The 18,465-nt window shown below is 69.5% G+C and carries 19 protein-coding genes, 4 tRNA genes and 2 pseudogenes; 19 read left to right on the top strand and 6 right to left on the bottom strand.

The genetic code is table 11. The annotated features are described in order from the left end of the window. The first annotated feature begins 12 nt into the window (after positions 1–12). From ACIP79_RS40495 to ACIP79_RS40485, 3 genes are all read left to right on the top strand, one after another. Positions 13–1,170 carry a barstar family protein gene (locus ACIP79_RS40495; RefSeq protein ID WP_401232455.1) on the top strand — a complete coding sequence of 386 codons (1,158 nt, stop codon included), beginning with the start codon at positions 13–15 and terminating at the stop codon, positions 1,168–1,170. Positions 1,171–1,256: 86 nt separating this feature from the next. Then, entirely contained in the window at positions 1,257–1,823 is a 567-nt protein-coding gene (locus tag ACIP79_RS40490) for an SMI1/KNR4 family protein (protein WP_401232452.1), read from the top strand. 169 nt (positions 1,824–1,992) lie between these two features. Next, positions 1,993–2,259, top strand: a complete 267-nt coding sequence (locus ACIP79_RS40485) for a GlsB/YeaQ/YmgE family stress response membrane protein (protein WP_383684489.1) — start codon at positions 1,993–1,995, stop codon at positions 2,257–2,259. Between the two features lie 84 nt (positions 2,260–2,343). Here ACIP79_RS40485 and ACIP79_RS40480 read toward each other — a convergent pair whose 3' ends face one another. Next, positions 2,344–2,832 (bottom strand): YajQ family cyclic di-GMP-binding protein, encoded by a 489-nt coding sequence (locus tag ACIP79_RS40480; RefSeq protein WP_401232449.1) that lies wholly within the window; start codon positions 2,830–2,832, stop codon positions 2,344–2,346. A 200-nt stretch (positions 2,833–3,032) separates the two neighbouring features. Between ACIP79_RS40480 and ACIP79_RS40475 the strand changes: the two genes are divergently transcribed. Next, positions 3,033–3,114 (top strand) — tRNA-Tyr (locus tag ACIP79_RS40475). 129 nt (positions 3,115–3,243) lie between these two features. Beyond that, positions 3,244–3,456, top strand: coding sequence for a hypothetical protein (locus ACIP79_RS40470; RefSeq protein ID WP_401232447.1), 213 nt, complete (start codon positions 3,244–3,246; stop codon positions 3,454–3,456). An 88-nt stretch (positions 3,457–3,544) separates the two neighbouring features. Here the strand turns inward: ACIP79_RS40470 and ACIP79_RS40465 are convergent, their stop codons facing one another. Beyond that, complete coding sequence (locus ACIP79_RS40465; RefSeq protein WP_383684484.1) at positions 3,545–4,201, bottom strand: SDR family oxidoreductase; 657 nt, start codon at positions 4,199–4,201, stop codon at positions 3,545–3,547. Between the two features lie 104 nt (positions 4,202–4,305). On the opposite strand from ACIP79_RS40465, the gene ACIP79_RS40460 reads away from it, so the two are divergent. Then, on the top strand, positions 4,306–5,373 hold the full coding sequence (locus ACIP79_RS40460; RefSeq protein WP_401232443.1) for a hypothetical protein: 1,068 nt from the start codon (positions 4,306–4,308) through the stop codon (positions 5,371–5,373). A gap of 200 nt (positions 5,374–5,573) precedes the next feature. Here the strand turns inward: ACIP79_RS40460 and ACIP79_RS40455 are convergent, their stop codons facing one another. Then, positions 5,574–6,806 carry an amidohydrolase family protein gene (locus tag ACIP79_RS40455; RefSeq protein WP_401232551.1) on the bottom strand — a complete coding sequence of 411 codons (1,233 nt, stop codon included), beginning with the start codon at positions 6,804–6,806 and terminating at the stop codon, positions 5,574–5,576. Between the two features lie 494 nt (positions 6,807–7,300). Between ACIP79_RS40455 and ACIP79_RS40450 the strand changes: the two genes are divergently transcribed. From ACIP79_RS40450 to ACIP79_RS40415, 8 genes are all read left to right on the top strand, one after another. Continuing rightward, a tRNA-Thr gene (locus tag ACIP79_RS40450) sits at positions 7,301–7,373 on the top strand. 46 nt (positions 7,374–7,419) lie between these two features. Continuing rightward, a tRNA-Met gene (locus ACIP79_RS40445) sits at positions 7,420–7,492 on the top strand. 97 nt (positions 7,493–7,589) lie between these two features. Continuing rightward, on the top strand, positions 7,590–7,754 hold the full coding sequence (gene rpmG / locus ACIP79_RS40440) for a 50S ribosomal protein L33 (protein ID WP_004571794.1): 165 nt from the start codon (positions 7,590–7,592) through the stop codon (positions 7,752–7,754). A gap of 175 nt (positions 7,755–7,929) precedes the next feature. Next, positions 7,930–8,376, top strand: coding sequence for a MaoC family dehydratase N-terminal domain-containing protein (locus tag ACIP79_RS40435; protein ID WP_383678798.1), 447 nt, complete (start codon positions 7,930–7,932; stop codon positions 8,374–8,376). A gap of 2 nt (positions 8,377–8,378) precedes the next feature. After that, on the top strand, positions 8,379–8,807 hold the full coding sequence (locus ACIP79_RS40430) for a MaoC family dehydratase (protein ID WP_383678796.1): 429 nt from the start codon (positions 8,379–8,381) through the stop codon (positions 8,805–8,807). Between the two features lie 113 nt (positions 8,808–8,920). Beyond that, positions 8,921–9,535, top strand: a complete 615-nt coding sequence (locus ACIP79_RS40425) for a TetR/AcrR family transcriptional regulator (protein WP_401232439.1) — start codon at positions 8,921–8,923, stop codon at positions 9,533–9,535. Between the two features lie 148 nt (positions 9,536–9,683). Next, the gene (locus tag ACIP79_RS40420; RefSeq protein WP_401232436.1) at positions 9,684–11,123 is read left to right on the top strand and encodes a DHA2 family efflux MFS transporter permease subunit; all 1,440 of its coding nucleotides are present in this window, start codon (positions 9,684–9,686) and stop codon (positions 11,121–11,123) included. 181 nt (positions 11,124–11,304) lie between these two features. After that, positions 11,305–12,360 carry a UDP-N-acetylmuramate dehydrogenase gene (locus ACIP79_RS40415; RefSeq protein WP_401232434.1) on the top strand — a complete coding sequence of 352 codons (1,056 nt, stop codon included), beginning with the start codon at positions 11,305–11,307 and terminating at the stop codon, positions 12,358–12,360. Between the two features lie 21 nt (positions 12,361–12,381). Here ACIP79_RS40415 and ACIP79_RS40410 read toward each other — a convergent pair. Next, a pseudogene (locus ACIP79_RS40410) lies at positions 12,382–13,019 on the bottom strand (NAD(P)-dependent oxidoreductase). On the opposite strand from ACIP79_RS40410, the pseudogene ACIP79_RS40405 reads away from it, so the two are divergent. Then, a pseudogene (locus ACIP79_RS40405) lies at positions 13,018–13,639 on the top strand (TetR/AcrR family transcriptional regulator). The pseudogenes ACIP79_RS40410 and ACIP79_RS40405 overlap by 2 nt on opposite strands. A gap of 25 nt (positions 13,640–13,664) precedes the next feature. Here ACIP79_RS40405 and ACIP79_RS40400 read toward each other — a convergent pair. Together ACIP79_RS40400 and ACIP79_RS40395 are read right to left on the bottom strand one after the other, a co-directional pair. Further along, entirely contained in the window at positions 13,665–14,693 is a 1,029-nt protein-coding gene (locus tag ACIP79_RS40400; RefSeq protein WP_401232431.1) for an adenosine deaminase, read from the bottom strand. Between the two features lie 140 nt (positions 14,694–14,833). Next, on the bottom strand, positions 14,834–16,060 hold the full coding sequence (locus ACIP79_RS40395; protein ID WP_401232428.1) for a pyridoxal phosphate-dependent aminotransferase: 1,227 nt from the start codon (positions 16,058–16,060) through the stop codon (positions 14,834–14,836). Positions 16,061–16,309: 249 nt separating this feature from the next. Here ACIP79_RS40395 and ACIP79_RS40390 point away from each other — a divergent pair. The 4 genes from ACIP79_RS40390 (at position 16,310) to rplK (ending at position 18,371) form a co-directional block, all read left to right on the top strand. Beyond that, positions 16,310–16,382: transfer RNA gene (locus tag ACIP79_RS40390), tRNA-Trp, on the top strand. A gap of 107 nt (positions 16,383–16,489) precedes the next feature. Continuing rightward, the gene (secE, locus tag ACIP79_RS40385; RefSeq protein ID WP_383678782.1) at positions 16,490–16,771 is read left to right on the top strand and encodes a preprotein translocase subunit SecE; all 282 of its coding nucleotides are present in this window, start codon (positions 16,490–16,492) and stop codon (positions 16,769–16,771) included. A 77-nt stretch (positions 16,772–16,848) separates the two neighbouring features. Next, complete coding sequence (gene nusG / locus ACIP79_RS40380; RefSeq protein WP_401232424.1) at positions 16,849–17,736, top strand: transcription termination/antitermination protein NusG; 888 nt, start codon at positions 16,849–16,851, stop codon at positions 17,734–17,736. Positions 17,737–17,936: 200 nt separating this feature from the next. Further along, the gene (rplK, locus tag ACIP79_RS40375) at positions 17,937–18,371 is read left to right on the top strand and encodes a 50S ribosomal protein L11 (protein ID WP_010986329.1); all 435 of its coding nucleotides are present in this window, start codon (positions 17,937–17,939) and stop codon (positions 18,369–18,371) included. Positions 18,372–18,465 lie beyond the last annotated feature (94 nt).

Below are 18,465 nucleotides of genomic sequence, written 5' to 3'. Positions count from 1 at the left end.
TCGGGCCGGGGGGTGGAGCCGCCGAAGTACCTACTGCTCTCCTACGACACCGCAGCCGAGTTCGACGGCGAGGACGGGTACGAGGAGACCTGGGCGTCGTGCGCGGAGGCCGAGGGACTCTTCAGCGATCCACCCCGTCCCACGCGAGGGACGTACGAACTGCTCGGCTCCGCTCCGGAGGGCGAGCTGAGGACCGCCCTCACGCGCGCGCGTGCCGAGGGCTCGGCGCCGCTGGGCCCTCTCACCCTGGAGATCCTGGACAACAGGGGCGACTGCGTCGTCGAGTGGGAGCTGGAAGACGCCCGTGTCATCGGCGACCGCCCGTGCGCGCGTGACCTCTCGCTCCGCGACCTCACCGTGGAGGCGTCGGAATCGGCCGACAACGCGTCCGACTACCCCCAGTGCCCACCTCTCTCGCCGGGCTACCGGCTGTTCGGCGCGGACCGCCGCCCCTGGGGCACCTGTCACGACCTGGCACACGTACAGCTCGAACCGGCCGAACCACCGGAGCCTTCGGTGCGGCTGCTCGGCTGCGCTGCCGGCGGAGCACTGCGCGCGGCGCTGGACGCCGGAGACGAGGACCTGGGGCACGCCAAGCTGCTGCGCCTAGACGCGCACGGCCGCGCCGTACAGCCGGCCGTCGAGGGCGAGCTCACCGCGTGGATCCCCTCGGCGCGTGGCCGAGGCCTGATCGACCTGACATTCGAACCCTGGTCGGAACGGCCGCCCACCGCGGCGCCCGAGGTCTGGGACCTGTGGTGGGACGGCCGCCCGGCCGAGCCCAACCTCTGGGCGCGGTGCGGTTCCGAAGGCCGCGAGTTCTGGCTCCGGACGGCCCTGGCGAACCGCGCGTACGGCGAGCCCGACAGACCGCCCGGCACCACCTACCACCTCGACGGCCGCCACATCACCGATGAGCGAGGCTTCTTCTGCGCGATCGGCGAAGCGGTGAACGGGCCCGGCGGATACTTCGGCTGGGCCCTCGGCGCCCTCGACGACTGCCTCCGCGGACGCTGGGGCGCGAAGGCGCCCTTCACTCTCCTCTGGCACGACGCGGAGGTCGCCCGCGCCTGCCTCGGCGTGACCCCGCACACCGGCCACCGCCCGGTGACCTTCGAGGAACTGCTCGCCTTCTTCGCCGAAAGGCATGTCGACGTCCATCTCGCCTGACCGTGGCCCGCGTTGCTCGGCGGCGCCCGGCGCCGTGGTTATCCACAGGCTGCCCGATTGTCGGTGCCGCGCTGCATGATGAATCCATGACCGAAATCGAGCAGTTGCTGGAGAAGGTGGCGGAAGGCGCCCGCAACACCCGCCCGTGGGGCTGGCCTTCGCTCCCGGAGCCCGTGGACACGGCCACGGTGGCCCGCGCCGAAGCCGTCCTCGGCTTCCCGCTGCCCGCACTGCTCGTCGCGCTCTACCTGCGCATAGGGGACGGCGGATTCGGCCCGGATTACGGTCTGTTGCCCCTGCTCGACGGCCCTCCCTCCGGCGAACCGGCCGTCGTCCCGCAGTACCTGGCCAACAGGAAGAGCGGCCGCAAGGACCCCGACTGGCCCTGGCCCGAGGGCGTCCTGCCCATATCCCACTGGGGCTGCGGAATGTACGCGTGCGTGGACTGCCAGGACCCCGACGGCACGGTCCTCCTCTTCGAGCCGAACGCGGAGGAGGCCGACCAAGCCTGGTACGTGGACGCGCCCGACCTGGCGACCTGGCTGCGCGCCTGGCTCGACGGCACCGGTTGGTACGAGGAGTGCAACGAGGACATGGGGATGGCCCCTTGGCCCGACTTTCGCATACGTACGGCGGCACCGAGGGCTTCGTAGCCGGGGGAGCGCGCACGGGCTTGCTTCGCGGCCGGGCCCGCGAACCGCCGCGGCAGACCGAGCGTCCTGAGTACACGAAGCGTCAAAAGATCACCGGGCAAGGCATGAGCACAGCCTGCCCGGAGCAGGAACACAGCGCGAGCACAGTACGGAGAGGCAGGTTCAGGGCATGGGCATCATCAGCTGGATCATTCTGGGGCTGTTGGCCGGAGCCATCGCCAAATTCCTGCTGCCGGGCCGCGACCCGGGCGGCTTCGTCGGGACGACCGTCATCGGTGTGGCGGGCGCCTTCATAGGCGGCTGGATCTCCGCCCGCTGGCTGGACCACCCGATCAGTAAGCAGTTCTACGACGGTGCCACCTGGGCCGCCGCGATAGGCGGCGCGCTCGTCCTGCTCATCCTCTACCGGATCCTGTTCGGCGACTCGCGCCGCTGAGCGCGTACGCCTGAACCGCGCCGGCACGCGAGGAGGGTGAGCACCCTGGGACTCCGGGTGCCCACCCTTTGTGGTCTACCGGGGCTACCGGTAGTTCACGAACTGCAGGGCGAAGTCGAAGTCCTTGCCCTTGAGCAGTGCCTGAATGGCCTGAAGGTCGTCGCGGCTCTTGGAGCTGACGCGCAGCTCCTCGCCCTGCACCTGAGCCTTCACGCCCTTGGGGCCCTCGTCACGAATGATCTTCGCCACCTTCTTCGCGTTGTCCTGGGAGATGCCCTCCTCGATCGACGCGAAGATCTTGTACTCCTTGCCGGAGAGCTGCGGCTCACCGGCGTCCAGCGACTTCAGCGAGATCCCACGCTTGATCAGCTTGGTCTCGAACACGTCGAGGATGGCTTTGACCCGCTCCTCGGAGTTCGCCTCCATGAGGATCTTCTCGCCGGACCAGGTGATGGAGGCGCCCACGTTCTTGAAGTCGTAGCGCTGCGAGATCTCCTTGGCGGCCTGGTTGAGGGCGTTGTCGACCTCCTGCCGCTCGACCTTCGAGACGATGTCGAAACTGGAGTCGGCCATGTCCTGTGGCTCCTTGTATCGGGGTGTGTCGGGGCGGCCGTCGAGCCCGGCGTGGTCCCCGGCCGCATCCGCATAAGCCTAGCCACCCGCCCCCGCGCGGGGCCGATCAATCAGGTGGCGAAGCACCCCCGGTCATCAGGTATCGTTTACGTCGTTGCCACAGAGCACCGCCAAAACCGGTTCTCAAGGCAGCAAACCCTGGCGGTGTGCCCGAGCGGCCAAAGGGAGCAGACTGTAAATCTGCCGGCTTAGCCTTCCGTGGTTCGAATCCACGCGCCGCCACATGGGAAACAAAGGCCCCGTGACCTGCCCTCTACGCAGGTCACGGGGCCTTTGTCGTGTGGGCTGACGGCGGAGGGCACGAGGTTGTGGCTGAGGGTCGGGCCGGTGAGTGGCGGGCACACTGATGGCATGTCTTCGCGTCGTAGGAACTGCCCTGAGTGCCGCCGGGAGATCGCCGTTGTCGCGGGGCGGTTCGCTCGGCATGATCCACCGGGTGCGCGGGGGAGCGGCGAACTGGTCTCGTGCCCGGGGTCGCGCAGGCAGGCGCAGATCGGGGCGGCCCAGCCGGCGCTGGACGGGTACGCCGTGCCGGACTTCCCCGGGCAGATGTCGTTGTTCTGAGCGGAGTTCGGGTCTTCGGCTCCCACTCGCCCTGTTCTGAGCCGTGTTCGGGTCTACGGCTCCCACTCGCCCCTACGCCGCCGCCCCGCTAGTTCCCCGCCACCGACTTGACCGCCACCGAGATCGGGGTCGAACCGCTGACGAGTTCCAGGGTCAGGCCGGCCGTCGCCGGGGTGTCCACCAGTTCGGCCAGAGTCGCGGCGACGTCGTCGCGCGGGATCGGTCCGCGGCCGGTGGAGGCTTCCAGGCGTACGAGGCCGGTGCCGGCGTCGTCGATCAGGCTGCCGGGGCGCAGGATCGTCCAGTCCAGGGCCTCGCGGCCGCGTACGTACTCGTCGGCCTCGCCTTTGGCGCGCAGGTAGACGTCGAAGATCTCGTCCCCCGGGTGCGCGGGGTCCGCGCCCATCGAGGAGACGACGATGTGACGGCGCACGCCGGCGCGTTCCGCCGCGTCCGCGAAGAGGACGGCGGCGCCTCGGTCCACCGTGCCCTTGCGGTCCGCGCCGCTGCCCGGCCCCGCGCCCGCGGCGAAGACCGCCACGTCCGCACCTCGCAGATGGGCGGCGACCTCTTCCGGCGACGCGGACTCCAGATCGCACACGACCGGCTCGGCGCCGGCCGCCCGTAGATCGTCGCTCTGTTCGGCGCGGCGGATGATCCCCGCGACCTCGTCACCGCGCGCGGCGAGCAGCCGCTCAAGCCGCAGCGCGATCTGACCATGACCTCCAGCGATAACAATGCGCATGGTTTCGACCGTACGCCCGGATGGACGCGTTTGCCGCACAACCCTGGGGGCGACTCACGGGTCACATGGGTGATCACTGTGAACGCGGGAACGAGGGGGATGTCGTGTCAGACGCGCGGCATCATAAGGAGAACGCCATCATCGCCATACGCAAGACCGTCATAGCCGCCGGCTGCACCGCCGTCCTGCTCGCCACGGCGGCCGCCTGTGGCACGGTTCAGAATCTCACCGCGGGCCAGAAGGTCGACGAGGCCGTCGACCGGCTCGGCGAACAGAAGTCGCTCGCCTTCGAGTTGGACCTGGACGCCGACGCCGCCACGCTCGAGGCGATGGCGGGCAAGGCCGGCACCGACGAGGAGATGCCGCCGGAGTTCGCGAAGTTCCTGGCCGGGCTGCGCGTCGAGGTCTCGGTCAAGTCCAAGAAGGCGCTGGCGGATTCGGGCGAGAAGGACCTTGTCGGTACGAGCGCCACGGTCGAGGGCCCCGAAGGCGTCCTGGTCGAACTCCGGGTGGTCGGCGACTTCACGTACTACCGGGTCGACATGGCGGCCCTGGGCGAAACCATGGGTATGCCGATGCCCACGCTCGACGAGATCCCGGAGAGCGCGAAGGAGTTCAGGAAGATCTTCGAGGGCAAGTGGGTCAAGATCGACAACAGTGCCCTGGAGGGGGCCCAGGAGTCCGGCTCGTCCTCCGGTGGCGCGGGTGAGGGTGTCGACGCCAAGACCCAGAAGAAGATCCTCGATGCCGTACGCGGTGTCATCGCCCGCAACGTCACGTTCAGCACGAAGGACGGCGGTGACGGAACCGAACACGTCCTCGCCCAGGCCCACTTCCGTGACCTGATCACCGCCATCATCGACAAGCTCGGGCCGTTGGAGAGCGAACTTCCGGCGGGCGCCGAACTTCCCACCGCCAAGGACCTGAAGGACGCACCGAACAAGAAGGTCGCGGTCGACTTCACGCTGAAGAACGGCGACCTGAAGCAGGTCCAGGTCGACCTCGCGCCCCTCACCGAAGCCGCGAAGGGCACCAAGCTGCCGCTGGTCCTGAAGTTCACCGACGCCGGTGACGTCAGCGCGCCGTCGGGTGCCACGGAGATCCCCGCGGACGAGATGCTCGGCGGCAGCAGCCCGTTCGCCGGCGCTCTGCTGGGCGGCGGCGCGTTCTGAGCACCGGTCACGCCGGTTCCACCGGTGGCATCGGGTACCCCGACGGCGAGCCCCAGGGGGACGGGGAGCGCAACGGTCGGTAAGCACTTAGGCACCAACCCCGCGCGCGTGGGACGGCAGGCACCTGCCTCCCCACGCGCGCGTGCCCTCACAAAAACTCGGTGACCCCGCACACGGCGCCCCGCCCGCCGGTATGCCTACTACCCCCGCCCCTGCCGAGGCAGATCCAGCCCCGCCGCCGCGGAGTTGCAGTACTCCCGCACCGCGCTGGTCCGCGCCACCACACGCCCCCGGTGCACCACGATGCGGCTGTACGCCAGGGACAGTGCCCCCGCGAGCCGGTCCCCTCGTACGGCGAGCAACTCGGCCGGGAAACCCGCCTCCACGCGCACCTCGGGCAGCCCGAGGACGGCGCGGGCGTCGGAACTCACGGCGTCGTACGCCTCCTCGGGCCGCAGGCCGTGCCGCGAGGCCAGCAGGTAGGCGGCTTCCAGCGGATCGCCGCGGCCCACCGGATTCGCCACGTCGCGCAGGGCGCCACTGCCTGCCGCGACCTGGACCCCGGCCGCCCGCAACAGTCGTACCGGAGCGGTTCCGCGCCGCTCCACGGCCCCGCATCCGCCCTGCGGCAGGCAGACGACGGTGACGCCGGCCGCGGCGAGTTGGTCGACCGCCCGGGAGGCGACCTCGGCGGGCAGCCGGCCGAGTCCGGCGCACGGGCCGAGCGTGACCGTGGAGCGCAGTCCGCCCGCCATCGCCGCGAGCCGGCCGAGACGGGCGGGGTCGGTGGCGTCCGTGTGCAGGTCGACCGGGCAGCCGTGCTCGGAGGCCAACTCCAGGACCGCTTCCACGTATCCGGTCGGATCGGGGTCGGTGTCCGGGCATCCGCCCACCACGGAGGCCCCCATCTTCACCGCGTCCCGCAGCATCGCGAGCCCGTCCGCCCCGGCGATCCCGGTCAGCAGCCGGGGCATCGCCACCGTGGTCAACTCGGCCAGCCCGCGCAGCGACCGCCGTGCCTGGAGTACGGCGGCCAGCGCGTCGAGTCCCTGTACGTCGCCGACGCGCACGTGTGACCGCTGAGCCGTCGCCCCGTGCCCGAGTTGCAGCAGCGCGGCCTCGGTGGCGCGGCGTTGGATCTCCTCGGCGTCCTGGGAGAGGGGGCCGTCGGTTTCGGCGGTCAGGGCCGTGTCGCCGTGTGCGTGCGGTTCGGCCGGGGCCGGCAGGAGGAGGTAGCCGCTCAGGTCCACGCGTGCGGCGTGTGCGCTGAGGCTTCCGGCGGTGCCGACCGCCTCGATACGTCCGCCGCCCAGCCGTACGTCCACGGTCCGGCCGTCGGTGAGCCGTGCCCCGCTCAGCAGGAGGGCGGCCGGGTCGGTCTGTCCCGACGCGGAGGACGAGGAGTGGGGCGGCTGCGGCTGACTGCCGGGCACAGGACTGTCGGGCATCGCGCTCCTGAGGCTCGGGGGCGGCTGCGGGGTGGGCGACTGCGGAGAGTGAGTGACGCAAGATCACACAGTGTGCCGAGCCTAGGACGGCGACCTGCCCTCATCGGGGATGAGCGCAATAGTCGTACCGGTGTGGTCCGCAGGGAGACGGCAGCGGGAAAAGGGCTGACGGCACTGGCCGCGAGGCCGCGGAGATCAGCCGGGCCGGGGTCCGGACCAGACGATCGGGTCACGGGCCGAGGCGGCTATTTGACGTGGACCGGACGGCTGGATGACGTGGACCGGACGGCCGGACGGAGTGGACCGGGCAGCCGAACGGCGTGGCCCCGGACAGCCGGACGACCGGAATCACAGGTGTGGTTAGTGGTGCGTGAGAGAGCCGCAGGAACGGCCGCGAACCGGTGGGGAACAGGCCGGGGCGGTTGCCGCGAAACGGATTTGGGCGATCGGCGGCCGACCGTGTAATGTCTTCATCGCTCGCCCCAATAGCTCAGTCGGTAGAGCGTCTCCATGGTAAGGAGAAGGTCTACGGTTCGATTCCGTATTGGGGCTCTGGTGTGGGAGGTTCCCGTCGCTAGGCGGGAACCGATCGCATCTCAGCGGTGTAGCTCAGTCGGTAGAGCAAGCGGCTCATAATCGCTGTGTCACCGGTTCAAGTCCGGTCACCGCTACTGACAGTAGCCGATTGTGGGGTCGGTCCTTCGGTCGGCTACTCTTCTATGCGTTCATTGTGTTAATCGTCCTATCCGTTCGTCAAGGAGCACTCCTGTGGCTGCCACCGACGTCCGCCCGAAGATCACGCTGGCCTGCGTGGAGTGCAAGGAGCGGAACTACATCACCAAGAAGAACCGGCGTAACGACCCGGACCGACTGGAGATGAAGAAGCACTGCCCGCGTTGCAACGCGCACACCGCGCACCGCGAAACGCGATAAGTTTCAGGCTCGTACACGAGGCCGTCCCCTTCGCGGGGGGCGGCCTCGCGTCGTTGCACGAGATCTCGTTGCACCAGATCTCGTCGCACCAGACTTCGTTCCGCCAGCGTCAGTTCCACCAGCGTCAGTTCCACCGGCGTTCGTTCGTCGGCCAAAGCCAGGAGGTGCCGGGCCCATGGCGCTCGACCAGTCCTTCGTGGGGCGGTCCTACCCGCCCACCGACCCCTATGAGGTCGGGCGGGAGAAGATCCGCGAGTTCGCGGAGGCCGTGGGGGACACCAACCCGGTGTACACGGACCCGGAAGCCGCCAAGGCGCTCGGGTACCCCGACGTGATCGCCCCGCCGACCTTCGTCTTCGCGATCAGCTTCAAGGCCGCGGGGCAGGTCATCGAGGACCCCCAGCTGGGGCTCGACTACAGCCGCGTGGTGCACGGCGACCAGAAGTTCGCCTACAACCGCCCGGTGCGCGCGGGCGACCGGCTCACGGTCACCTCGACCATCGAGGCGATCAAGTCCATGGCGGGCAACGACATCCTGGACATCCGCGGCGAGGTCCACGACGAAGCGGGCGAGCACGTGGTGACGTCCATCACCAAGCTCGTGGCGCGGGCGGAGGGCTGATCATGACCGCGAAGATCGCGTACGACGACGTCGAGGTCGGCACCGAGCTGCCGGCCCAGTCCTTTCCCGTGACCCGCGCCACGCTCGTGAAGTACGCGGGCGCGTCCGGGGACTTCAACCCGATCCACTGGAACGAGAAGTTCGCGGTCGAGGTCGGCCTCCCCGACGTCATCGCGCACGGCATGTTCACCATGGCCGAGGCGATCCGCGTCGTCACCGACTGGGCCGGTGACCCGGGCGCGGTCGTCGAGTACGGCGTCCGCTTCACCAAGCCCGTCATCGTCCCGAACGACGACAAGGGTGCGACCGTCGAGGTCAGCGCGAAGATCGGTGCCAAGCTCGACGACAACACCGTCCGCGTCGACCTCACCGCGACCAGCGCGGGCCAGAAGGTCCTGGGCATGTCACGAGCGGTCGTACGCCTGTCCTGAGGGGCGGCGGCGACGACGTGGACGAAGCAGGTAAGGGGCGTCCGCTACGGCGGGCGCCCCTTACGTGTGCCCGGGTGTTGACGTAGGTAGTGATTGAGTACTAACTTTCTTGCATGGTCAGGATGAGCGCAGAGGAGAGGCGCGAGAGCGTCATTCGCGCGGCGATGAGCGAGTTCGCCCGCGGCGGCTACAGCGGTACCTCCACCGAGGCGATCGCCAAGCGTGTGGGTGTCTCGCAGCCGTACCTCTTCCGGCTCTTCCCGGGCAAGAAGGCGATCTTCCTCGCGGCGGCCGAGCGCTGTATGGAGCTCTTCCGTCAGACGTTCGAGGACGCCTCCGAAGGGCTGGAGGGTGAAGAGGCCCTGCACTCCATGGCCAACGCGTACACCAAGGTCATCGCGGATGAGCCCGAGCGGCTGCTCATGCAGATGCAGACCTACGTGGCGGTGGCCGCGGCGGAGGAAGCCGGCGACCACGAACTCGGTGAGCTGGTGCGGGACCGCTGGATGCGGCTCTGGGACACCGCCCACCTGCCGCTCGGGGCCGACCCGAACGAGACCACGACCTTCATGGCGTACGGAATGCTCATCAACTGCCTGGTGGCCATGGGGTTTCCGCCGCAGCACCGGGTCTGGGAAGGGCTCTATCCGTCGGCCCGGACGAAGGGGCGGCTCGAAAAGCACCCCGATGGGACCGGCGCGCACGAAACCGGCCCCGGCGCCGACTGAAGAGGGCGACCTCTCTCGAATCTTCGGAGAGGAACAAGCGCCTGAGGGAAGGGGAACGGCTCGGCGCCTCTTCATGTCCTCAAAAGTTAGTCATCAATAACTAATCATCAGTGCCAACCGTCGATAGTGATCACCCTTTGGGGGAGTGATGTCACAGCAGACCGAACGTCGCGGGGGAGCCGTCTGGGCCCTCGTCATCACCAGCGTCGCCGGATTCATGGCGGCCCTCGACAATCTCGTCGTCACCACCGCCCTGCCCTCCATCCGTGACGACCTCGGGGGAGCGCTGGACGACCTGGAATGGACCGTGAGCGCGTACACGCTCACCTTCGCCGTGCTGCTGATGTTCGGCGCGGCCCTGGGCGACCGCTTCGGCCGGCGGCGGCTCTTCCTCGTCGGGCTCACCATCTTCACCGGCGCGTCCGCCGCCGCGGCCATGGCGCCCGGGATCGACTCGCTCATCGCGGCCCGAGCGGTCCAGGGCGTCGGCGCGGCGATCATGATGCCGCTGACGCTGACCCTGCTGACGACCGCGGTCCCGGCCGCCAAGCGCGGGATGGCGTACGGGATCTGGGGCGCCGTCAACGGCCTCGCGGTCGCCTCCGGACCGCTCATCGGCGGCAGCCTCACCGAACACGTGTCCTGGCACTGGATCTTCTGGCTGAACGTTCCGCTGGGCCTCGCCCTGCTGCCGCTCGCCCGGCTGCGCCTTCGCGAGTCCTACGGCACCGGCGCACCGCTCGACCTCGCCGGCACCGTACTCGCCAGCGGTGGTCTCTTCGGGATCGTGTACGCCCTGATCCGCGGCAACGTCGACGGCTGGACCAGCGCTCCCGTGCTGACCGGCCTGATCGGGGGCGGCGCGCTGCTCGCCGGCTTCGTCCTGCACGGCATACGCGGCAAGAACCCGATGCTGCCCATGCGGCTCTTCCGCAGCCGCGCCTTCGCCGCGATCAACGCGGCCAGCCTGCTGATGTTCGTCGGGATGTTCGGCTCGATCTTCCTGCTGAGCCAGTTCCTCCAGGGTGTCATCGGCTACTCGCCGACCGAGGCGGGCCTGCGGATGCTGCCGTGGACCGGCATGCCGATGATCGTCGCCCCCATCGCCGGGTATCTGTCGGACCGGATCGGCGGACGGCCGGTCGTCACCGCGGGTCTCGCGCTCCAGGCCGTCGGACTCGGCTGGTTCGCCTTGATCGTCTCGCCGGACGTGTCGTACGCGGCCCAGCTGCCCGCCCTGATCTTCAGCGGCATCGGCATGGGCCTCTACTTCGCCCCGGCCGCCGCCCTGGTCATGTCCAGCGTCCGCCCGTCCGAACAGGGCATCGCCTCCGGTGCCAACAACGCCCTCCGCGAGGTCGGCGGCGCCCTCGGTATCGCAGTCCTGGCCTCGGTCTTCTCGGCCCGGGGCGGCTACGAGTCCGCGCAGCGCTTCGTGGACGGCATCTCGCCCGCACTGTGGGTGGGCGCCGCGGTGGTCGGCGTGGGCGCGGTGGCCGCGGCCCTGCTGCCCCGCCGACGGCCGGTGACCGGAACCCCGGTCGCGGCCTCCGCCCCCTCACCCGCACTCGACGCCGTCGCCCACTGACGACTCCTGAGCCCCTGAGTCCGCTGACGACCACCGGACCCCGTGAACCCCTGAACCTCCTGAACCCCTGAGCCTCCTGAACCCTCTGAAGAGCGCACGGCGAGGGCCCCGTCCGACCGGCGGGGCCCTCGCCGTGTCCCGCGGGCCGGGCTCCCCCGTTCCTTCTCGTAGTGTTGAGCCCGTGCAGGTACTCCATGACGCCCCGCTCGCCCCGCTGACCACCTTCAGGCTCGGGGGGCCGGCCACCCGGCTGATCACCGCCACGACCGACGCCGAGGTGATCGCCGCCGTTCGCGAGGCCGACGACGCCGGTACGCCGCTCCTGGTGATCGGCGGCGGGTCCAACCTGGTCATCGGTGACAAGGGCTTCGCCGGGACCGCGCTGCGCGTCGCCACGCGCGGCTTCGAGCTCGACGGCGGGAGGCTGGAGCTGGCGGCGGGCGAGGTGTGGACCGACGCGGTGGCCCGCACCGTCGAGGCGGGACTCGCCGGGATCGAGTGCCTCGCCGGTGTCCCCGGTTCCGCGGGCGCGACACCGATCCAGAACGTGGGCGCGTACGGCCAGGAAGTGTCGTCGACCATCACCGAAGTGGTCGCGTACGACCGGGAAACGCGCGAGACGGTCACGCTGACGAACGCCGAGTGCGCCTTCTCCTACCGGCACAGCCGCTTCAAAGCCGACCCGGAGCGCCATGTCGTCCTCCGCGTCCGCTTCGAGCTGGAGGACGCCAAGGGTCTCAGCGCGCCTCTCAGGTACGCCGAGACGGCTCGCGCGCTGGGCGTGGAGCCCGGCGACCGTGTACCGCTCGCGGAGGCCCGGGAGACCGTCCTGAAGCTGCGCTCGGGCAAGGGAATGGTGCTCGATCCCGAGGACCACGACACCTGGTCGGCCGGGTCGTTCTTCACCAACCCGATTCTCACGGACGAGGAGTTCGCCGACTTCCACGCGCGCGTGGAGGAGCGGCTCGGCGCCGGGACCGTGCCGCCCGCCTACCCCGCGGGCGACGGTCACACCAAGACCTCCGCTGCCTGGCTGATCGACAAGTCGGGCTTCACCAAGGGCTACGGAAGCGGCCCCGCGCGGATCTCAGGCAAGCACACGCTGGCCCTCACCAACCGCGGCGGGGCCACCACCGAGGACCTCCTCGCGCTGGCCCGCGAGGTCGTCGACGGAGTACGTGACGCCTTCGGGATCACCCTGGTCAACGAGCCGGTGACGGTCGGGGTCCAGCTCTAGGACGAGCCCTCTCGCACGGCTCTAGTAGGCGACTCCCACCCCCTGTTTCACCGTTCCCGGGTCGTCGGTCATCGCCAGCATCGCGTGGGCCACGTCGGCGCGTCCGACGAACCTGCCGCCCAGCGGGAAGCCCCCGGCCACCGTCCGGTACGAACCGGTCAGCGGCTTGTCCTGGAGGCGCGGCGGGCGTACGGCCGTCCAGTCGGTGGCGCTGCGGCCCAACTCGGCCTCCATCTCCCGCAGATCGGCGTAGACGCTCTTCAGGAGGCCCGAGATCATGGTGCGGTGCGCATGGCGCGGTCGACGAGCGCGGCGCCCTCGGCGTCGGGACCGACCGGGGCCGCGCTCACCACCAGGAGCCGCCGTACCGACTCCGCCTCCATGGCGGCCAGTACCACTCGGGTCAGCCGGGCCGCGACCCCGGCGTCCTTGCGGCCGCGGGCGCCCAGCCCGGAGAGGACCGCGTCCCTGCCCGCGACGGCCGGGCGCAGGGGCCGCGGATCGGTGAGGTCGGCGCGGACCACCTCCAGGCTCGCGCCCGTGACGGTGAGCCGCGCGGGATCCCGTACGACGGCCGTGACCTGGTGGCCGGAGTTCAGCGCCTGCCGGACGATCTCCTGTCCGATGCCCCCTGTGGCACCGAAAACGGTGAGCTTCATGGCGTGCTCCCTGGTGTGGGCTGTTGTGGAGGAGCTCCTCGACGCCGCGCACGAGCTCATGCTCACCGTCGGCCTCGCCCGGACCACCACCAAGGAGATCGCCAAGGCGGCTGAGTGCTCCGAAGCGGCGCTCTACAAGTACTTCTCGAGCAAGGAGGAACTGTTCATCCGCGTCCTGGAGGAACGGCTCCCGACGCTCGGCCCCCTCCTGGGCAGGCTCACCGCCGAGCCGGGGAAGCACACCGTCGAGGAGAACCTCACGGAGATCGCCCGCCAGGCGGCCCTCTTCTACGAGCAGATCTTCCCGATCCTCGCCTCCCTGTACGCGGAGACGCAGCTCAAGCGGCGCCACGAGGAGGCGATGCGTGCGATGGGCGCGGGGCCGCACATGCCCATCCGGGGGCTCACCGCCTATCTGCGCGCGGAACAGCGGGCAGGGCGCGTCCACCTCGGCGCGGACACCTCCGCGGCCGCTTCCCTGCTCCTCGGCGCCTGCGCCCAGCGGGCGTTCGCCTACGACATGACCGAGGACGGCAAGCCGCCGCCCCTGGACACCTTCGCCCCGTCGCTCGCCCGCACGCTCCTGCGGCGGCATCTCCGTCGCCCAGGGCCCCTACTGAGCGGCGGGTCCGCCCCTCGGGCCGGTCAGGCGGGCGGGCTGCTGAGCCACTCGTCGACTCCTGCCAGGAGCTTGTCGCGCTCGGAGTCGGGAGCGGCGGAGGCCCGGATCGACTGACGGGCCAGCTCGGCCAGTTCGGGATCGGTGAACCCGTGGTACTGGCGGGCGATCTCGTACTGCGCCGCGAGGCGGGATCCGAAGAGCAGGGGGTCGTCGGCGCCGAGCGCCATGGGGACCCCGGCTTCGAAGAGCTTGCGCAGGGGGACGTCCTCCGGCTTCTCGTACACCCCCAGGGCGACGTTCGAGGCCGGGCACACCTCGCAGGTCACCTGGCGGTCCGCGAGGCGCTTCATGAGCCGGGGGTCCTCGGCGGCGCGCACCCCGTGGCCGATCCGGGAGGCGTGCAGGTCGTCCAGGCAGTCGCGGACCGAGGCCGGCCCCGTCAGTTCGCCGCCGTGCGGCGCGGCCAGCAGACCGCCCTCACGCGCGATCTCGAAGGCCCGGTCGAAGTCCCGGGCCATGCCCCGCCGTTCGTCGTTGGAGAGCCCGAATCCGACGATCCCCCGGTCCGCGTACCGCACGGCCAGGCGGGCCAGCGTACGGGCGTCCAGCGGGTGCTTCATCCGGTTCGCGGCCACCAGGACCCGCATTCCGAGCCCGGTCTCCCGCGCGGCCGAGTCCACCGCGTCCAGGATGACCTCCAGGGCCGGGATCAGGCCGCCCAGCCGGGGCGCGTACGACGTCGGGTCGACCTGGATCTCCAGCCACCCGGAGCCGTCCTTCACGTCCTCCTCGGCGGCCTCGCGCACCAGCCGCCGGATGTCCTCGGGCTCTCTCAGGCACGACCGCGCGGCGTCGTACAGCCGCTGGAAGCGGAACCATCCGCGCTCGTCGGTCGCCCGCAGCTTCGGCGGTTCACCGCTGGTCAGGGCGTCGGGCAGCCGCACGCCGTACTTGTCGGCCAGCTCCAGCAGGGTCGTGGACCGCATCGACCCGGTGAAGTGCAGGTGCAGATGGGCTTTCGGCAGTTCACTCACATCACGTACGCGCTCCATCCCAGGATCTTGCCGCACGTGGATGACGTGCCGGTAGCGCTTTCCCTGATCGTGGGCTTGTCCGAACAGAATCCCTAACGAAGAAACGGGGCACCCGCTCCGAAAAGCAGGTGCCCCGCGCGCGTGGAGTTACGGAAACGTCAGCCCGTGGCCTCCGCCAGCAGCTTCTGGAGACGCGAGACGCCCTCGACGAGGTCGTCGTCACCCAGCGCGTACGACAGACGCAGATACCCCGGGGTGCCGAAGGCCTCGCCCGGTACCACCGCGACCTCGGCCTCCTCCAGGATGAGCGCTGCCAGCTCGACCGTGTCCTGGGGGCGCCTGCCGCGGATCTCCTTGCCGAGCAGCGCCTTCACCGAGGGGTACGCGTAGAAGGCGCCCTCCGGCTCGGGGCACAGCACGCCGTCGATCTCGTTCAGCATGCGCACGATGGTCTTGCGGCGGCGGTCGAAGGCCTCCCGCATCTTCTCGACGGCCGTCAGGTCGCCCGAGACGGCGGCGAGCGCGGCGACCTGCGCGACGTTGGAGACGTTGGACGTGGCGTGCGACTGGAGGTTGGTCGCGGCCTTGACGACGTCCTTGGGGCCGATCACCCAGCCGACCCGCCAGCCGGTCATGGCGTACGTCTTGGCGACGCCGTTCACGACGATGCACTTGTCGCGCAGCTCGGGCACCACGACGGGCAGGGAGTGGAACTCCGCGTCGCCGTAGACCAGGTGCTCGTAGATCTCGTCGGTCAGGACCCACAGGCCCTTGTCGGCGGCCCAGCGGCCGATCTCCTCGATCTGCTCGCGGGTGTAGACCGCGCCCGTCGGGTTGGAGGGGGAGACGAAGAGCAGCACCTTGGTGTTCTCGGAGCGGGCGGCCTCCAGCTGCTCGACCGAGACGCGGTAGCCGGTGGTCTCGTCGGCGACGACGTCCACCGGGACACCGCCGGCGAGACGGATCGACTCCGGGTAGGTCGTCCAGTACGGAGCCGGGACGATGACCTCGTCGCCCGGGTCGAGGATCGCGGCGAAGGCCTCGTAGATGGCCTGCTTGCCGCCGTTGGTGACCAGGACCTGCGCGGCCTCCACCTCGTAGCCGGAGTCGCGCAGGGTCTTCGCGGCGATCGCGGCCTTCAGCTCGGGCAGGCCGCCGGCCGGGGTGTAGCGGTGGTACTTCGGGTTCGAGCAGGCCTCGATGGCGGCCTGGACGATGTAGTCCGGGGTGGGGAAGTCCGGTTCACCGGCGCCGAAGCCGATCACCGGCCGCCCCGCGGCCTTGAGGGCCTTGGCCTTGGCGTCCACGGCGAGAGTGGCGGACTCGGAGATCGCGCCGACTCGGGCGGAGACCCGGCGCTCGGTGGGAGGGGTTGCAGCGCTCATGCCCCCCATCGTTTCAGACCCGAAACCTCCCCGGCACGCGGGTTTCACGTACTGAACAAGGACTGAACAACCGTCCGGATCCGGGCGGTGGGCTGGACGATCTTCCGGGACCAAAGCCCGTACGGACACTTTCTGTTCGACGACCGGCTCAGGAGCACGTACACTCTCTCCTCGTTGGCCTTCACCGGCCGCACTCACCCGGTGCACACCGAGCACCCGGGCGGATGCGGTACGTTGGGGGGAAATCAAAGGGTCGTAGCTCAATTGGTAGAGCACTGGTCTCCAAAACCAGCGGTTGGGGGTTCAAGTCCCTCCGGCCCTGCTACACAATCCTTCGCCAGGATGTGTGTGCAAGTACGTACTGCAATGCACCGCCGTGCGGCCTGGCCGGGCGCGGCACGGCCACGACCCGGAATCAGGTGAGGACGAGTGACGGACGCCGTGGGCTCCATCGACATGCCTGATGCCGAGGCACCGGAGTCCAACAAGAAGGCTCGCAAGGGCGGCAAGCGTGGCAAGAAGGGCCCTCTGCGGCGCCTCGCCACTTTCTACCGCCAGATCGTCGCTGAACTCCGCAAGGTCGTATGGCCGACGCGCAACCAGCTGACGACGTACACCTCAGTGGTCATTGTCTTCGTGGTCATCATGATCGCCCTGGTGACTCTGATTGACTACGGACTCGACCACGCCGCCAAATACGTATTTGGCTGAGCCAAACGCGAAGGGCGCCGGGACCGGCGCCCCTTTCGCGTGTTCCACCCCCATGTATCCAGGAAGAAGCAGCCACCGTGTCTGACCCGAACCTGAACGACGCCATCGAGTCGGTCGAGTCCGCTGAGGACGAGCTCGACATCGTGGAGGGCGCGGACACCGCTGACACCGAGAACTCTGACGAGGTCGAGGCTGCCGACGCCGCCGCGGGCGAGCCCGCCGAAGAGGCGGCCCTGCACGTCGAGGACGAGTCCGGTGAGGACCTCGCCGACCAGGACGTTCCGGACGAGGCCCTCGCGGTCGAGGACGCGGAAGCCGACGCGGAGGCAGAAGAAGAGGCCGAGCCCGTCGACCCCGTCACCGCGCTGCGCGACGAACTGCGCGCGCTCCCCGGCGAGTGGTACGTCATCCACACGTACGCCGGTTACGAGAACCGCGTGAAGACCAACCTCGAACAGCGTGCCGTCTCGCTGAACGTGGAGGACTTCATCTTCCAGGCCGAGGTGCCGCAGGAAGAGGTCGCGCAGATCAAGAACGGCGAGCGCAAGACCGTCCGGCAGAACAAGCTTCCCGGCTACGTGCTGGTGCGCATGGACCTGACGAACGAGTCCTGGGGCGTCGTCCGCAACACCCCCGGCGTCACCGGCTTCGTGGGCAACGCCTACGACCCGTACCCGCTGACCCTGGACGAGATCGTCAAGATGCTCGCCCCGGAGGCCGAGGAGAAGGCCGCCCGTGAGGCCGCCGAGGCCGAGGGCAGGCCGGCTCCGGCCCGCAAGCTCGAAGTCCAGGTGCTCGACTTCGAGGTCGGCGACTCGGTCACCGTCACCGACGGCCCGTTCGCCACGCTCCAGGCGACCATCAACGAGATCAACGCCGACTCGAAGAAGGTCAAGGGCCTTGTCGAGATCTTCGGCCGCGAGACTCCGGTCGAGCTCTCCTTCGACCAGATCCAGAAGAACTGACACCTTCTGGACGTACGTCTTCCGAACAGGTCAGACGGGCTCTCGTAGCCGGTCTGACCTGCTCGGTTTTTGGCCGCGCGAGGATACCCGTTATCGTTGTGCGGTATGCCTCCATCCGAGTCGGAGTCCTTGGCCCGCTTGGAGGCAGCCGTCCGGGCCTGTCTCGGACGTAGGTAGGCGAAAACGAAAGAGGACCCGGAATGCCTCCCAAGAAGAAGAAGGTCACGGGGCTTATCAAGCTCCAGATCCAGGCCGGCGCCGCCAACCCGGCTCCGCCGGTGGGCCCCGCGCTGGGCCAGCACGGCGTCAACATCATGGAGTTCTGCAAGGCCTACAACGCGGCGACCGAGTCGCAGCGTGGCTGGGTGATCCCGGTGGAGATCACGGTCTACGAGGACCGCTCCTTCACCTTCATCACCAAGACTCCGCCGGCCGCCAAGATGATCCTCAAGGCCGCGGGTGTCGAGAAGGGCTCCGGCGAGCCGCACAAGACCAAGGTCGCCAAGATCACCCAGGCGCAGGTCCGTGAGATCGCCACGACCAAGCTCCCCGACCTGAACGCCAACGACCTGGACGCCGCGTCGAAGATCATCGCCGGCACCGCCCGCTCCATGGGCATCACGGTCGAGGGCTGACACCCACCTTCGTAGGAATCATGCGGCCTCGGCCGCACGTGGCAGGGCCTGCTCGGTCCGCACCACGACTCCTCAGAACACATCAGGAGAAGCA

This window comes from Streptomyces sp. NPDC088747, assembly GCF_044751025.1.
Taxonomy (GTDB): domain Bacteria; phylum Actinomycetota; class Actinomycetes; order Streptomycetales; family Streptomycetaceae; genus Streptomyces.
The sequence above is the reverse complement of the archived record's forward strand: the minus strand, read 5'-3'. Positions and strand labels throughout refer to the sequence as shown.